General features: G+C 42.7%; 11 protein-coding genes. 2 read left to right on the top strand and 9 right to left on the bottom strand.

Annotated elements, in window-relative coordinates:
• Positions 1–18: 18 nt before the first annotated feature.
• Positions 19–3540 (bottom strand): hypothetical protein, encoded by a 3522-nt coding sequence (locus tag LAQ65_RS02365; RefSeq protein ID WP_224115328.1) that lies wholly within the window; start codon positions 3538–3540, stop codon positions 19–21.
• A gap of 111 nt (positions 3541–3651) precedes the next feature.
• Here LAQ65_RS02365 and LAQ65_RS02360 point away from each other — a divergent pair, with 111 nt between their 5' ends.
• Positions 3652–4464, top strand: a complete 813-nt coding sequence (locus LAQ65_RS02360; RefSeq protein WP_224115327.1) for a hypothetical protein — start codon at positions 3652–3654, stop codon at positions 4462–4464.
• On the opposite strand, the gene LAQ65_RS02355 is transcribed toward LAQ65_RS02360, so the two are convergent.
• Together LAQ65_RS02355 and LAQ65_RS21035 are read right to left on the bottom strand one after the other, a co-directional pair.
• Positions 4461–6101, bottom strand: coding sequence for an ABC-F family ATP-binding cassette domain-containing protein (locus LAQ65_RS02355; RefSeq protein WP_224115326.1), 1641 nt, complete (start codon positions 6099–6101; stop codon positions 4461–4463). The two genes, LAQ65_RS02360 and LAQ65_RS02355, sit on opposite strands and share 4 nt — an antisense overlap.
• Positions 6102–6147: 46 nt before the next feature.
• Entirely contained in the window at positions 6148–6282 is a 135-nt protein-coding gene (locus LAQ65_RS21035) for a hypothetical protein (RefSeq protein WP_262901396.1), read from the bottom strand.
• Positions 6283–6405: 123 nt separating this feature from the next.
• Here LAQ65_RS21035 and LAQ65_RS02350 point away from each other — a divergent pair, with 123 nt between their 5' ends.
• Positions 6406–6633 carry a YdcH family protein gene (locus LAQ65_RS02350; RefSeq protein ID WP_224115325.1) on the top strand — a complete coding sequence of 76 codons (228 nt, stop codon included), beginning with the start codon at positions 6406–6408 and terminating at the stop codon, positions 6631–6633.
• Positions 6634–6767: 134 nt separating this feature from the next.
• Here LAQ65_RS02350 and LAQ65_RS02345 read toward each other — a convergent pair whose 3' ends face one another.
• The 6 genes from LAQ65_RS02345 to LAQ65_RS02320 form a co-directional block, all read right to left on the bottom strand.
• A complete protein-coding gene (locus tag LAQ65_RS02345; RefSeq protein WP_224115324.1) occupies positions 6768–7532 on the bottom strand; it encodes a succinate dehydrogenase/fumarate reductase iron-sulfur subunit in 765 nt (254 codons plus the stop codon).
• Positions 7533–7552: 20 nt separating this feature from the next.
• Positions 7553–9526: a fumarate reductase/succinate dehydrogenase flavoprotein subunit gene (locus LAQ65_RS02340; protein ID WP_224115323.1), complete on the bottom strand. Its 1974-nt coding sequence runs from the start codon at positions 9524–9526 to the stop codon at positions 7553–7555.
• Between the two features lie 63 nt (positions 9527–9589).
• Positions 9590–10297 (bottom strand): succinate dehydrogenase cytochrome b subunit, encoded by a 708-nt coding sequence (locus LAQ65_RS02335; protein WP_224115322.1) that lies wholly within the window; start codon positions 10295–10297, stop codon positions 9590–9592.
• 167 nt (positions 10298–10464) lie between these two features.
• Positions 10465–10896: a DUF3276 family protein gene (locus LAQ65_RS02330; RefSeq protein ID WP_224115321.1), complete on the bottom strand. Its 432-nt coding sequence runs from the start codon at positions 10894–10896 to the stop codon at positions 10465–10467.
• A 119-nt stretch (positions 10897–11015) separates the two neighbouring features.
• A complete protein-coding gene (locus LAQ65_RS02325; protein ID WP_224115320.1) occupies positions 11016–12851 on the bottom strand; it encodes an ABC transporter ATP-binding protein in 1836 nt (611 codons plus the stop codon).
• Positions 12852–13090: 239 nt separating this feature from the next.
• On the bottom strand, positions 13091–13876 hold the full coding sequence (locus tag LAQ65_RS02320; RefSeq protein WP_224115319.1) for a carboxylesterase family protein: 786 nt from the start codon (positions 13874–13876) through the stop codon (positions 13091–13093).
• Between the last annotated feature and the right edge of the window lie 21 nt (positions 13877–13897).

The raw sequence follows: 13897 nt of genomic DNA, 5'->3' as shown, positions 1-13897 counted from the left end.
ATCAGGTTGATTTAACCATCAGAGGATGGCCCTCAAAGAAGCACGGCCAATATGAATTACCTGGTTCTCGCCTGGTTTCCGGCCTTCATACTGAATATTCATTTCCAGGTTTTTTCCCAGGCGCTTGGTCAGGTCAAGGCTCCAAAGCATATTCTTTCCGGGCTGTAAACCTTCCAGCATAATATAACTTACTGTAGTATTAGTTGGGTAGGGATAAGAAATGTTCGCATAGGTGAACTTTCCCTGAATGGATGCACTTTGTAAAATATTGTATTTGATATCGGTATTGAAAGAATTGGAATGGTATATTTCACCAGCACCTTCCTGGTTTTCTTTATTATTGAATTTAAAGCTGCCTATAACCCTGAAATTCGCACCCCGTGTATAGGTAAGGCGCGGCTCGAGTGAATATTGCCCAATCTTGTAGTTTTTATTATCGAATTTCGAATTATCTGATATCAACTGGTTTGTGCCTGTTTTACCAATAGCTTCCACGGTGAACCGACGGGTAATATTCCACCTGCTTCGCATAGTCCATTCCGTTAACGCCCTGCTCTCAAGCCCATATGTAAGCAAAACCTTACCCTTGTTGCGGGCATTACTGACATCGAATCCCCATTTTGGATTGAACCGGTTAAATGCAATACTATTTACCCAAATATTGGTAAGGCTAAGAAGGGAACTATCCTCAAGTTGATTACTGAATGGGTTGAAATTTATGGTGCCGTCTGCTATCTGCTTCCTGAACAATTGTAAGGAAGACTGCAGGTTGATTCTTGCTGCAAATTTTTTAAACCCGCTGGATTTTAATGGATCTATCAAAGACCTTGGATTCAGGGCCAGGCTATAATTAAAACTATTATAAGATGTTTTTACATATTGGTTGGTGGGAGTGAAAATGCGGATAAACTTGGCCTGGTCGGGAAAAAGGGCAAGCTCAAATTCATTTAGTTGCTGGATTCCATCATTGTTATAATCAAACCATGTGTACTCACCCTGCCCGGCCGGCACTTCAAGAAATGCTAAATCCCTTTTTTGTTCCTGGCCCGCCCCCAATTCATATAATAGATTTCCCGTTAACATGCCTTTCCATTCGTTAACCTGGTATTCCATGCGCCCCAGAAGACTATTATCGGCAGCAGTATTGGCCGATGTTTTTTGAAAAACCTGCAAGGTACGGTAGGTAGTATTTATGCGCAGTTGGTGTGAGGGATTCGATAACAGTTCTGTGGTCAAGGTATAATTCTGGCTGCGATCTGTGCGAACCAGGTCTTTCCCAATTGGTAATTGGTCGCTTCTGGTATAATAACTTAGTCCCCACCTGTTTTGCTTTTTATCATCAGATTTCAGGTAAACCTTCAGGATATCAAAGGAAAAGCTACTGGGAGTAATTGTATCTGTTGCCTTATTTCTGGCTTCGTTGTGCTCAAGTGCATAGCTAAACCCTACAGTATAATTCTTTATCGCAGGCAATGATTTGGAAATATCCACCGAAGGCCGCAGGAAATACCCCTTATCCAACTGGCTGCTGGTTTTTGTATAACTGATCAGGTTGTTGAAATGCCATCCTTTAAATTCCTGGTAATGTTGCAGGCTGTTGCGGATGCCATTAAAATAATCACTCCGGTTGTAGCCGGTTAACTGGTACCTGATTTTATTACCTTTTTTGTCGGACAATTCCAGGCCCGCACTATACATTTTTTCATCAGCCGCACTTACAACAAGCGGCAAGCCCCAATCGCGCGTAAACTCAACATTCCTCAAACGCTCCAGTGGCTTGAAATTGCTTTGTACTGATTCAAGGCTACCATCACCCTGCAACTTCAATATAGCATTGAGGGGAATGATATGCATTGCCTGGAATTTTGTGGCAAAGCCCTTGTCATTACCCTTATCCTTTTTTGAAAAAGTATTTACATCATAATTACTCATACCCAAATCGGCACTAATACTTGTTTTGCCTGCTACTGTATAGTCACCACCAATCGTAAAAACCTGCTGCTTCTTTGGACTAACCAGGAATGTAGCAGGTTCGTACCTGCCCTGGGGCACACCATTCACCGGCTCAATCCAGCGGTACACTTTACCATTTGCACCATTGAGGTCGGGCTCATAATCTCCTTTCTTATCGCCTACATCAATAAATGACAGGTTATACTTTGCACTGTCCGGGTTTGTTGAATACACATAAATAGAATCAGGCACTCCGTTAACCAGCACTTCGATTTTTTTGTACAATATCTTACCAGGTGAAAAGGTATCAATTGCAGCTATGGGATAATATGCATATTGAATACTATCGCCCAGTGCGCCGAGGAATCGTTTTTGGGGCGTATTGAGTGTTTGGTTTATTGGTGAATTTTTAGAATCATTATTGGAGAAAACACCCATGCGCAACCGAAAACGATTACCGAATCCTGTTTCATTGGCCAGGTAAAGATTGGTGTTCAGGTAATTACGGTCGGCATATTCAAACTCCACCTGTATCCTGCGGTCTTTATTGATCATCCGCCTTGGCGTAAAAGTAATTTCTGCAGTATTGTAATTGATAACATAATCGGCATCTTCTCCCCTTTGCAGTAATTCACCATCAATATAAACACGTTCAGTTCCGGCAAGAACAACAAAATAAAGTTCATTATTAGCACCGGTCAGCCGGTAAGGCCCCTGGTTTCCTTCCTGTCCATCAAATACATTCCTGGTAAATTTTCCTTTTGCAATTGATCCGCTGACCATTGTGCTATTGGTAATATTTGGTGCGATTTTGGAAATATTTTCAAACGCGCCCCCCTGCAGCCTTTTGTAGAAATTAAGGAAATAGTTTTTGTTCTGCCTTATATCAATATCACCCAAACTAAGCTGCCAACCGTCTTTCTTAAATTGCAGGAAAATTCGGTCAAATTCATTCAATTGCTGTGTTGTTCCATCGGGTTGGATGGGAATATTATTATCAGTAATGGCAGCAGCTATTTCAATGCTGTCTGCCAGGTACCCGTTGATCTGCAAATTCAGGCTTGAATTTACCACTGCATCCTGCGCATTACCGAAAGAAATGCCGCGGCCAAAACTACCATTGTAAGTTATGTTCCCGAAATTGAAAAAATCCTCCCCGGCGCTGGCTACCGGGCTTAAACCCTTAATTGTTTGCTGGCTAACCAGAATATTCAATAAACTGTCAAAATTAAGGGGTTGTTTTTTGGCATTAAGGCGACTTTCCAAAACCCTGTACCTTACTGTTACCGAGTCAAAAGGTGGTTTTTGTATCCAGAAAATACTGGCATTCAGCCAATCTACCTGGAAGGAGGAATCAGGAAAACCTGTAATCTTCACAGATCCCGGAACCACGCTAAGCGAATCAAGAACAGTTTTACCGGCATAAACTGGAATACGCCGGATTTTCAGGTTGGATACAGGTATTTTACTATGGTCAGGTAAGGGTACCTGTGCCACAGCAATTCCCGTAAAGGATACGATCAGTATACATATCAACAATAATTTTCCCAATCTGCCGGTTTGCTTAAAAGCGTTTAAAAGTAGCATTTATTGCCCGTTTAATGGTGCAACGAAACCCCTGATTCTACTGTCTAATTCATGACCCACCGCTTATAACAGGCCCTTATTACTATTATCTTTACTGCTAAACCCTATTTAATGAAAAAAAGCTTTCTTCGTTTATTGCTGCTCATTGCAATTATTCCCCCTTTGCTAACAAGCTGTATTGAACAACAAGTAATTTTTCTTAGTCCCTATCCAAATATCCAGACAAGTTATAATGCCACACCACTTTTACGGGACAGCATGCGGGTAGCCAATTATGGTTCCGTTGGCTTTACAAATGGAAGTTCAAATGATAATCTTTCAGACCGTCTTTTTATTGCACACCTGAAGTTCCACCAGAGTTTACTGGTTGGAAAAAACGTGCAGTTTTTTTATGGGCTTCAGGGAAGCGCAGGTAGTTATAAGGTTAACTGGGCCGACTATTATTCCTATCCTTACTATGTTGATCCTGTAAGATTACATGCTTTAGAAGGTGGGAGGTTTACAGGCTCAGCCGGCTTACTTGGCGGAGTATCCCTGGTAATTCCAATGGGACACAGGTTTGAATGGAAAGTTATTGGCGTTGAAGGATCTGTTTCAAAAGAATTTGGTGATTACCAGAGTTTCAGGGAAAATATTCCAGACTCTCTGGTGACAATGGTAGACAGGAAATCTTTGCCTGGAAGCGTTGGTGGTTTTACAGAATTTAATTTTGCGCTGAAAAACAAAAAAAGTATGGGCATGAAGTTTGGCCTGGGGTCAGGACTTACCACACTAGATAGCAAAGTACAATACTATAACCGTATAAATACAATGTATTATATTATGGGTTATCACTTTACCATTGACCGGTATACTGGTTATTTCCAGGGAAGATTCGGTGACTATTTTGCCGGTTTTTTATGTGGGGTATCCTACCGGTTTTAAACCATCACCTTTTCACCATACAATTCTTCCCGAAGTTGTTTGACACGATCATTTTCAAGATATTCATCAAAGGACATCAGGCGGTCTATAATACCTCCGGGTGTCAGTTCAATAATCCTGTTGGCCACCGTTTGCATAAACGTATGGTCATGTGAAGTCATCAAAACTATACCAGGGAAATTCTGGCAACCTTCATTGAAACTCTGGATGCTTTCAAGGTCCAGGTGGTTTGTTGGCTGGTCAAGTATGATCAGGTTGGGGTTCTGGAGCATCATCCGGCTGAGCATACAACGTACTTTTTCCCCCCCGCTAAGTACATTGGTTTTCTTCAGGATATCATCGCCTCCAAACAGCATCTTTCCTAAAAATCCCCGCAGGAATGGTTCATCAGCATCCGTAACATGTGGAGGCACATATTGACGCAGCCAATCCATGAGTGTTAGTCCATTAGTGAAGAACTCGTTATTCTCCAGGGGAAGGTAAGCTGTAGTGATAGTGGTTCCCCACTCAAAATGCCCTTTATCGGCCTTTTTGTGGTTAGTGATGATTTCAAAGAAATTGGTGATGGCAAGAGGATCCTTGCTAAGGAAAGCAATTTTATCGCCCTTATTTACACTAAAACTCACTTTATCGAACAATAACCTGCCATCAACAGAGGAAGCCAGTTTCTCCACATTTAAAATCTGGTTACCTACCTCACGCTGGGGCTGGAAAATGATACCCGGATAGCGACGGTTCGATGGCTCGATTTCATCAATAGTAAGTTTTTCGAGGGCTTTTTTCCGACTGGTGGCCTGTTTTGATTTGGAAGCATTCGCGCTGAACCGGGCAATGAACTCCATCAGGGCCTGGCGCTTTTCTTCGGTTTTTTTGTTCTTATCATTTATCTGGCGGCTCATCAATTGCGAACTCTCATACCAGAAGGTATAGTTACCTGTGAAAATTTTGATTTTTTGGCGATCCACATCAGCCACATGGGTACATACCGCATCGAGGAAGTGACGGTCATGGGAAACTACAAGAACGATATTTTCATAATCGGCAAGGAAGTTTTCCAACCAGCTAATTGTTTCAATATCAAGACCGTTTGTAGGTTCATCCAATAATAATATATCCGGATTCCCGAATATCGCCTGGGCCAGCAATACCCGTAATTTCAGGTTACCAGGAATATCTTTCATCAAACTTTGGTGGAACTGTTCAGGAACACCCAGTTCACTTAACATACTACCGGCATCACTTTCTGCTGTATATCCACCCATTTCCCCAAATTCACCTTCAAGTTCACCGGCACGCATACCATCCTCCTCAGAGAAATCGGCTTTGGCATAAATAGCATCCCGCTCCTGCATCACATCCCACATCTTCTGGTGACCCATCAGCACGGTATTAAGAACAGTAACTTCGTCAAATGCAAAGTGGTTCTGCTTCAAAACGGCCATACGCTCGCCAGGAGAAATACTTACAGACCCTTTCGTAGGTTCAATTTCCCCGGACAATATTTTCAGGAAAGTCGATTTGCCTGCGCCATTTGCACCGATCACCCCATAACAATTGCCTTTGTTGAAGCTTAGGTTCACTTCATCAAACAAAACCCGCTTTCCAAAAGACAGCGTTACATTATTAACTGAAATCATATAAATATCCCTTTTCGAGGCGCAAAGGTACGAAGAAGGAATGATCTTATGTGGACAGTTTCAGCACTTTTTCCATTTTAACAACCGAGACAATTGTCCTGGGAACGGCAATGCCCCTGCTGCCATCCGGCATACCAGTTGGCAAAGTACCAACACCCGCACAGGCCATTGGCCCCTGCATCCTGAGTAAATGGTTGCAGCAGATTTTTTTAATTTTTCTATTGATAAATATCAATATCCTGGTTAACTATAATCAGCCTGCCAGCAAACAGATCCAATTATTTTTAGGCCATAATCAATTGTTATGGACAAGCATTATTTATTGAATGAATTCCCTGAGCAGAAAGAGAAAATACTTGATTTAAAAGCTTCCGATCCTGCTTTTAAAACACTTTACGATGAGTACAATACCGTTAACCATGAAGTTGAGCGTATAGAAAACGGCCTGGAACCAACTTCAGATGCTTATTTAAATGAACTGAGGCTGAAGCGGGTAGAACTGAAAGATCAGTTGTATGCTTTACTCCAGTGAGTTTATGTCTTGAAACGACCTTATTAAAGCCGAAAGCCAGTGAATTTAAAATCACTGGCTTTCTTATTTCAATTTTTATATTGTACCATCCTGGAGGCCACCGCTCACGGCTTACCGCTCACCGTTTACTCTTTTTATCCTTCCGAAACCAAACCTGCACTAATATATTCCGCATTCAGCCTGGCGATATTACTGATAGATATTTCTTTCGGGCAAACTGCTTCACAGGCCCCGGTATTGGTACAGGCACCAAATCCTTCCTTATCCATTTGTGCAACCATATTGAGTACACGGGTCCTGCGCTCAGGCTCTCCCTGTGGCAGTAAAGCAAGATGACTAACTTTTGCAGAAAGGAATAACATTGCTGAGCTGTTTTTACAGGCTGCCACACATGCACCACAACCGATACAGGCAGCTGCTGCAAAAGCACTATCAGCGTTTTTCTTTTCAACAGGCAAAGAATTGGCATCTACTGCATTGCCGGTATTCACTGAAATATAACCGCCGGCCTGGATGATCCGGTCAAAAGCACTGCGGTCAACCATCAGGTCTTTAATCACCGGGAAAGCATTGGCCCTCCAGGGTTCAACCACAATGGTATCGCCATCTTTATACGCCCGCATATGCAGCTGGCAGACCGTATTGGCATTCCATGGACCATGGGGTTTACCATCTATATACATGGAACACATCCCGCAAATTCCCTCGCGGCAATCGTGGTCAAATGCAATTGGTTCCTTACCATCACGAATAAGTTGCTCATTCAATACATCAAACATTTCCAGGAATGACATTTCCTGGGAAATGCCTTTAACCGGGTAAGTTTCAAAACGTCCTTTCTCCTGGCTGTTTTGTTGCTTCCAGACTTTTAAGGTCAGATTTATGGTTCCGTGTTCCATAGTGAAAAAATTATTTCTAATTATTTATAACTCCGCTGACTTGGTTTTGCTACTTCGAAATCAAGCACTTCCTTGTGTAATTGCCAATCGTGCTCACCTTTATATTCCCACGCTGACACATAAGCGAAATTTGCATCATCACGTTTTGCTTCTCCTTCTTCAGTTTGACTTTCTTCCCGGAAATGCCCGCCGCAACTTTCATTCCTGTTCAGGGCATCAATACACATCAGTTCGCCCAATTCGAGAAAATCTGCTACCCTGCTGGCTTTATCCAGCTCCGGGTTCATTTCTTTTACACTGCCCGGTATCCGCACATCAGACCAAAACTCCTTTTTGAGGGCCTGGATGGATCCGATAGCTTCCTGCAACCCCTGGGCATTCCGTGCCATACCACATTTATCCCACATGATTTTTCCAAGCCGCTTATGGAAGCTTTCCACAGTTTGCTTTCCTTTAATATTCATCAGTTGGTTGATGCGATTGGCCACTTCTTTTTCAGCCTCGACAAAAGCCGGATGATCGGTCGGAATAGAATGTGTCCTGATTTCATCTGCCAGGTAATTCCCAATAGTATAAGGGATCACAAAATAACCATCGGCCAATCCCTGCATCAGTGCAGAAGCACCTAAGCGGTTGGCACCATGGTCAGAAAAATTGGCTTCACCAAGGGCATATAACCCCGGAACAGTAGTCATCAGTTCATAATCAACCCATAATCCACCCATTGTATAGTGCACAGCCGGGTAAATCCGCATCGGCACTTCATATGGGTTTTCACCGGTAATCTTTTCATACATGTTGAAAAGGTTACCGTATTTTTCTTTTACAACTTCCTTACCCAACCTGATAATTTCTTCAGCGGAGATATTGTCCAGGTTGCGCTTTTTCACTTCAATCTCACCATAGCGCTTGAAAGCATCGTCATAATCGAGGTAAACCGCCTGCTTGGAAGTGCCTACACCATAACCAGCATCGCAACGCTCTTTTGCTGCGCGGCTGGCAACATCACGGGGTACCAGGTTTCCAAATGCAGGGTATCTTCTTTCGAGGTAATAATCGCGTTCATCTTCAGGAATTTCATTGGGCTTACGGTCATCACCCTGTTTTTTGGGCACCCAGATTCTTCCATCATTCCTGAGGGATTCCGACATTAAGGTCAGTTTACTCTGATGGTCGCCACTAACCGGTATGCAGGTAGGATGGATTTGGGTAAAACAAGGGTTGCCAAAAAATGCCCCCTTTTTGTGTGCCTTCCATGCTGCAGTAACATTACTGCCCATCCCCATGGTACTAAGGTAAAAGACGTTCCCATAACCACCGGAACATAAAAGTACCGCATGGCCGAAATAGCGTTCCAGTTCGCCGGTAACCAGGTTACGTGCAATTATTCCCCTTGCCTTTCCATCTATTAGCACAACATCTTGCATCTCATGGCGGCTATACATGGTAACATTTCCCAGGGCTACCTGCCTTTCCAATGCCTGGTATGCACCAATAAGCAATTGCTGGCCAGTTTGACCGGCAGCATAAAAGGTGCGTTGTACCTGGGTTCCACCAAAAGAACGGTTGCTCAGCAATCCACCATATTCACGTGCAAAAGGAACACCTTGAGCAACACACTGGTCAATAATATTTGTACTTACTTCCGCAAGCCTGTGCACATTGGCCTCGCGTGCCCTGTAGTCTCCGCCTTTAATAGTATCATAAAATAAACGGAAAACCGAATCACCATCATTCTGGTAATTCTTTGCAGCATTTATTCCACCCTGGGCTGCAATACTATGTGCCCGGCGTGGTGAGTCCTGGAAACAGAATGCTTTTACTTTATAGCCCAACTCCCCCAGGGAAGCAGCAGCAGAAGCTCCCGCCAAACCGGTTCCAACAATAATCACTTCCAACTTTCTTTTGTTCGCCGGATTAACCAGCTTACAGTGTCCCTTGAAATCAGTCCATTTATTTTCTAATGGACCAGCAGGTATTTTTGAGTTGATCATATATCGATGATTAGAAACGTTATGTTTTGAAATTAGCGGGGCATAGCCTTTAAACAGCCACAGCTATTTAACCCACTGAAAGTACATGGCAATAGGCATTAGTGCAAAAACCAGCGGAACCAGGATGGCAAAGCCATAGCCAAGGCTGGTGATCATCAGGCTGTACTTCTTATTATGAACTCCAATTGTTTTGAAGGCACTCTGAAAGCCATGGGCCAGGTGATAGGCCAGGGAAAAGCATCCTAATACATACACTACAACAACCCAGGGCTCCATGAACACCATCTGCATTTCCATGAACATATCATGCATTTCTACACCGTTATAAGTAACTGGCATTATTTCATGTGTAAAACGGGCTTTAACCCAGAAATGGCCAAGGTGCAACACCAAAAAAAGCAGGATGATTGTTCCCAGTAAACCCATTGAACGGCTATACCATTTACTTCCCTTGTTACCCATTTTCACTTCGTAACCTATCCCCCTGCTTGCCCTGTTGCGGACTTCCAGTACATATCCCTGGACTATATGGATGATAAACCCAATGAAGAGCCCAATTTCCATAATTCTGATCAGGACGGTTGAACCCATAAAATGGGCCGCCTTATTGAACATCGCACCATTATCATTTTCATTGAAAATGGGCAAATCTGCAAAAATGCAGGCATTAATACCAACGTGAACAACCAGGAAAGCGATCAGGAATAATCCGGTAAGACCCATTACGAATTTCTTGCCAACCGATGAGGTGAAGAATTCAGACCATTGCATACAGAGCTTTAGTTTAAAATTTTAACAAATTTAGTGATTGCAGGCTATCCTTATGCAATTCTGTTTAGTTTTTATTCTGGCAGCTCCTGTATTTCAATAACATAAGGATTAAAATAGAAAATGGCCTCTGACGAGGCCATTTGAAAATAAGCAATTGGTTGGTCGGTTTACCACTTATCTACTTCCTCATCATTTCCGGCGGCAGGCAGGATTTCTGAACTGATTACAGGATTGTTTACAACAGGAACTGTTTCAACAATTACTATTTCAGTTTCCACTGCATCAATTACATCGCCACCTTCTTCAATGTTGTCGTGGTTAAATGCATCAAAATCAAAATCAGGCATCAGGTCTGTTTTTACATAATCAACAGCCTCTGTTAATGCTTTCAGGAATTTATTAAAGTCCTCCTTGTATAAAAAGATTTTATGCCGGTCATAACCGTTGTCATCAAACCTCTTCCGGCTTTCCGTAATGGTCAGGTAATAATCATTGCTCCGGGTAGCCCTCACATCAAAGAAGTATGTTCTTCTTTTACCTGCTCTGATGCGCTTACTGTAAACGCTCTCCATCTTTTTTTCATTATTCTCGTACGCCACAGTGTTTGTTTTTCTGTTAATAATTTTTTTTGATACTGATTAAGTAGAAGCAAATAAAGGAGTTGTTTTGGAATTATCAAAATTTTACAAAACTTTTATATCACCCTAAGTGTTTACCACTACCCGTTATTAACAGCCTCTTCTTCTGATTCATCCTGCTGGTGTTCAAAAAGATATCGGTAGTAACCATTACTGTTAACCAATTGCTCATGAGTACCAATTTCTGCGATATGGCCATCTTCAAGCACAACAATTTTATCAAATGAAAACAATGAAAAAATCCTGTGTGTAATGATTATTGCAGTTTTGTCCTGCAGGTACGAATAAAGGTTTGCAATTATCTGTTTTTCCGTTTTGGCATCAACCGCACTCAGGCAATCATCAAAAACAATTATCTGGGGATTCTTCAACAAGCCCCTGGCAATACTGATCCTTTGTTTTTGTCCGCCGCTTAATGTTACCCCGCGCTCCCCTATTACGGTATCATACTGCTGGGCAAACCCTTCTATTTCCTTATGCACACAGGCAGCCCTGGCCGCATTTATAATGGCTTCTTCATTTACGACTTCCATTCCAAAACCAATATTATTCCGGATCGAATCACTGAATAAAAAAACATCCTGCGGCACATAACTCACCTGGTTCCGGAGATGATGCAGGTCCAGTTGCCGGATATCCGTACCATCAAAAGTAATAGTTCCCTCGTCGGGATCATACATCCGGAGTAACAGTTGCGCTAATGAGGTTTTGCCACTTCCAGTACGGCCAATTATCGCCACTTTTTCCCCTTTTCGGACAGACAGGGAAAAATTGTCAATTGCTTTTATGCCTGTCTGGGGGTAGGTATAAGCCAGATTTTTAAATTCAATATTTCCACTAAACACGGGCGTTAATGCGGGCTCGGGTTGCCTGATGAGTGGCTTAGTATCAAGGAATTCATTAATCCTTTTCTGAGAGGCGGCTGCCCTTTGGATCATACTTGCCGTCCACCCGATTGCACTAACCGGGAATGTAAGGATATTAATATACATGATGAACTCTGCCAGGGTGCCTGCAGTTACACCACTTCCCGGCTGAAGGGAATATATGCCACCAATCAAAATAGTTAAGAGTGTACTTATGCCGATCATAAATGACATGGAAGGGAAATAAATCGCTTCCACCTTCGCTAAACCGATTGCGTTCTTCCTGTAAGCTTCGCTGTTTTGTTCGAAAAAAAGTTGCTGCGATTTTTCCTGGACAAATGATTTAATGACGCGTATGCCGGAATAGGATTCCTGTGCGGTTGTAGTGAGGTCGGATAATAGTTCCTGGATCCTTTCACTGCGCCGGTTAATGATCGTGTTTACAAAATAAATGACGATGGCCAGCAAAGGCAATGGGGAAAGCACCAGGATGGTTAACCGCGTATTCGTGTTCAGCATATAAAACACACTGAAACTGATAGTTACTGCAAGGTTAATAAAATACATAATTGCCGGACCTGTATACATCCTTACACGGCTTACATCTTCCGTGATACGGTTCATCAAATCGCCGGTACTGTTCTTCTTGTAAAAACTAAGGTCCAGCAATTGGTAATGATTATATACTTCGTTTTTCTGGTCAAACTCTATAAACCGGCTCATCACAATAATGGTTTGGCGCATCAGGAACATGAAAAAACCCCGTAGTAAGGCAATGCCTAATAAAGTAAGGCCGCAAGCCAGCAGCAATTGAGTAAAACTGACTGAATTGGTCCAGGATATTAACCGGGTTACCAGGGGATCATAGGCATGGCTGGTCTTTTTTGAAATATACCCAGGAAGGTGCTGTTCTACGGCGTCTACCACGTAACCAGTAATCTGGGGAGCCAGTATGCCGAAATAGTTTGACAGTATAATGAAAAATACACCCAGGATAAATCGCCACCTGTACTTCCAAAAATATTTGTTAAGTGTAGAAAGTTGCTTCATCGAAGCGCGAAGGTAGGGAGAAACTGGCCGAAAGGGTTTCCTGCCCTTATTTCTTTGATATCTCCCCGGCCAAAGCCCCTCCATAAAGCCCTGTTTTCCAAAAAAGATCACCTTTATTTCGCGCCAAAACCGTCAAGCCCGATGAAGCAGGAAATGAAACGGAGACCGACTATTACAGAATGCCAAATCCTAAAAAACAGTGGCATCAGGGAATAAACAGGTATACTAACCTTATTACCTTATCTATGCTGTGCAAAAATCCAGGCCAGGAAATCAGGTTCAGCAAAAGCATTGTCCCAGCTATTGTGGTTAACGCCGGGATATTCGGTATACTTTACTTTCCCTTTTAACTCTTTAAGGCGGGCAACCATATCCCGGGACAATTGCACATTAACTACGGCATCAGCATCGCCATGGAAGATCCAGAAAGGCACTTTTGCGGTTTTGCGCGTGTATGATGCTGCATCACCGCCACCACAAATCGGTGCTGCTGCTGCAAATAATTTAGGCATATGGTAAACAGCTTCATAAGTACCCATACCTCCCATAGACAAACCCGTTATATATACCCTTTTTGCATCAACACTCTCTGAATTTATCAAAGACTGTGTCAGTGCTATTGCGGAACGTAAAGGCGCAGATAATGGATTTTTATAACTGAAATGGAACTCCATCGGTTGCTTTTGCCGGTCTACAGAAACAGAGCTCCAGGCAACATTCAATGGACATTGGGGAATAATTACAATTGCAGGATACTTCCTCCGGTTGGAATCAGCAAGAAATAATTTTGAACCATGCACCAGTTGCAATTCATTATCATTTCCCCTTTCACCGGCACCATGCAGGAAAAGAACCAACGGGTATTTTTTGCCGCGGTCATAGTTTTCAGGGTATAATATCCTGTAAGGAAGCGTATCACCCTCCGGACTAATAAAGGTCCTTTTCTCATATAAGGAAAGGTCTTGCGCACCAGCATGGGAAAACATACCTGCAATAAGCAGGAACACCAGGATCAATTGCCGCATGGAATTTATTTATTGATTTTA

This window comes from Flavihumibacter profundi (genome assembly GCF_020076305.1).
Taxonomy (GTDB): Bacteria; Bacteroidota; Bacteroidia; order Chitinophagales; family Chitinophagaceae; genus Flavihumibacter; species Flavihumibacter profundi.
Note: the sequence above shows the minus strand (reverse complement) of the source record. Positions and strands in the feature narration are given on the sequence as shown.

Coding starts and splice junctions, on each gene's coding strand:
- LAQ65_RS02345 (WP_224115324.1), bottom strand. CDS start 7,532: ATGGAACACGGAACCATAAATCTGACCTTAAAAGTCTGGAAGCAACAA.
- LAQ65_RS02350 (WP_224115325.1), top strand. CDS start 6,406: ATGGACAAGCATTATTTATTGAATGAATTCCCTGAGCAGAAAGAGAAA.
- LAQ65_RS02320 (WP_224115319.1), bottom strand. CDS start 13,876: ATGCGGCAATTGATCCTGGTGTTCCTGCTTATTGCAGGTATGTTTTCC.
- LAQ65_RS02365 (WP_224115328.1), bottom strand. CDS start 3,540: ATGCTACTTTTAAACGCTTTTAAGCAAACCGGCAGATTGGGAAAATTA.
- LAQ65_RS21035 (WP_262901396.1), bottom strand. CDS start 6,282: ATGCAGGGGCCAATGGCCTGTGCGGGTGTTGGTACTTTGCCAACTGGT.
- LAQ65_RS02360 (WP_224115327.1), top strand. CDS start 3,652: ATGAAAAAAAGCTTTCTTCGTTTATTGCTGCTCATTGCAATTATTCCC.
- LAQ65_RS02335 (WP_224115322.1), bottom strand. CDS start 10,297: ATGCAATGGTCTGAATTCTTCACCTCATCGGTTGGCAAGAAATTCGTA.
- LAQ65_RS02325 (WP_224115320.1), bottom strand. CDS start 12,851: ATGAAGCAACTTTCTACACTTAACAAATATTTTTGGAAGTACAGGTGG.
- LAQ65_RS02355 (WP_224115326.1), bottom strand. CDS start 6,101: ATGATTTCAGTTAATAATGTAACGCTGTCTTTTGGAAAGCGGGTTTTG.
- LAQ65_RS02340 (WP_224115323.1), bottom strand. CDS start 9,526: ATGATCAACTCAAAAATACCTGCTGGTCCATTAGAAAATAAATGGACT.